Source organism: Geobacillus sp. WSUCF-018B, from assembly GCF_002809985.1.
Taxonomy (GTDB): Bacteria; Bacillota; Bacilli; order Bacillales; family Anoxybacillaceae; genus Geobacillus; species Geobacillus thermophilus.
In genome coordinates this window covers 1-1992 of the sequence record NZ_PIJF01000143.1, presented here as the reverse complement: position 1 = coordinate 1992, position 1992 = coordinate 1, and the positions used below count along the sequence as shown (strand labels likewise).

2 pseudogenes are annotated in these 1992 nt (G+C 53.6%); both read left to right on the top strand.

Annotation, left to right across the window (positions count from 1 at the left end):
• Positions 1–1016: pseudogene (locus tag CV944_RS17085) on the top strand (transposase); the annotation flags it as partial.
• Positions 1009–1766: pseudogene (locus CV944_RS17080) on the top strand (ExeA family protein). The pseudogenes CV944_RS17085 and CV944_RS17080, both read left to right, overlap by 8 nt.
• The last annotated feature ends 226 nt before the right edge of the window (positions 1767–1992 follow it).

Here is a 1992-nt window from a genome sequence, read left to right as displayed (position 1 = left end):
CATCAAGGGGACAAACCCATTGCGGCGAAGACGATTCTGGATTGGTGCGCCCGATACAAAAAAGGGGGCTTCGACGCCTTGAAGCCGAAGCGCCGTTCGGACCGCGGCCGCTCCAGACGTCTGTCCCCCGATGATGAGGATCATATTCTAGCATTGAGGAAGGAACATCCCWCCATGCCCGTGACCCTATTCTACGAACAACTCACCAAGCAGGGGGACATTCCCACCACCCTCTCATACTTTACTATATACCGATTGTTGAAAAAACACAACCTGGTGGGAAAAGAAATCTTGCCGCATGGGAAAGCCCAGAAAACGTTTTTGATCGCGTATATCGATGACTGCTCGCGGTTAGTGCCATATGCCCAATTTTTCCCTTCGGAGAAGTTTGACGGGCTGCGGATCGTCACGAAGGAAGCGGTGCTTCGTTGCGGGAAGCCGAAACGCATTTACTCGGACAACGGGAAAATTTATCGGTCCGAGGTGCTGCAGTATGCGTGCGCCGAGATGGGAATCACCTTGATCCACACCCAGCCGTATGATCCGCAAAGCAAAGGGAAAATCGAACGGTTCTTCCGCACCGTACAGACGCGGTTTKATCCGCTGCTGGAGTTGGATCCCCCGAAGTCGCTCGAAGAGCTGAACGAGCGCTTTTGGAGGTGGCTTGAAGAGGACTGGACGGAAAAACGCCGCATGAGGTGTTTCAATCGCAAGTGCATCTCGTGTCGTTCATCGAAGATAGCGATTGGCTGGATGCGATTTTTCTGAAGCGGGAGCACCGCAAGGTCAAAGCCGATGGAACGATCACCTTGAACAAGCAGCTGTATGAAGTGCCGCCCCGGTTCATTGGGCAATCGATTGAACTCCGCTATGACGAACGGGGCGTCTATGTGTACGAAGAGGGCAAACGGGTGGCGGAAGCCATTCGGGTGCGTATGGAGGACAATGCCTATGTAAAGCGCCATCGGTCGCCGTTTGCGGCGGTTTCGGCGAAGGAGGGCGAACAGGATGTATAAAACGTTTTATTCCCTCTCGCGGGAGCCGTTTGCCAAGAAGCGCTGCGGGCGCTGGAGTACGTGAAGCGAACGCGGGGAATCGGGCTGTTGATCGGAGAGCCGGGGGCGGGCAAGACGTTCGCCCTTCGGGCGTGGAAGGAATCGTTGTCCCCTTCGTTGTATCATGTGGTCTACTTCCCGTTATCGACCGGAGGCGTGATGGATTTTTACCGTGGGCTGGCCCTTGGGTTGGGGGAAGAACCGAAATACCGCAAGGTGGACCTCTTCCGCCAAATCCAGCAGGCGATCGAGCGATTGCATCATGAACGACGGATCACGCCGGTGTTCATTTTGGACGAGATGCATTTGGCCAAAGATGCCTTTTTACAAGACATTGCGATCTTGTTCAACTTTGAGATGGATTCGACCAACCCATTTGTCTTGATGTTGGCTGGGCTGCCCCATTTACAGGGAAAGCTGCGGCTCAATCAGCACCGTCCGCTTGACCAACGGATCATCATGCGATGCCGGATGGGGCCGCTCGAGAAGGAGGAGGTGGCGGGCTACATCGAGCATCGGATGAAACAGGCCGGGGCGAAGCATCCGATCTTCACCCCATCGGCGTTAGAGGCGATTGCCCTGCAGTCGCGGGGATGGCCCCGGGTCATCAACACGTTGGCCACGACTTGCCTGCTGTACGGGCATCAGCTGAAAAAGGACGTCATTGACGAGGATGTGGTGCGCATGGCCGCAGAGGAAATGGGGTATTAGCACGAAAGGGGCCGAAATCGGCCCCTTTGGCGTCCCGTTTTTCCCTTTTTTGTTTTTCTGTTTCATTCACCGGATCAGGAACTGGAAAACGCCATCCGAAAGAATGTGCAAACGTTCTGAAATAAACTGCAAAATCCGAAATAATTCACAAAAATTTTGCACATTATTTCGGAATCCGTCTGAAATAATTTGAAAAAGGGGTTCCGAAATAATGTGCTAATTTACA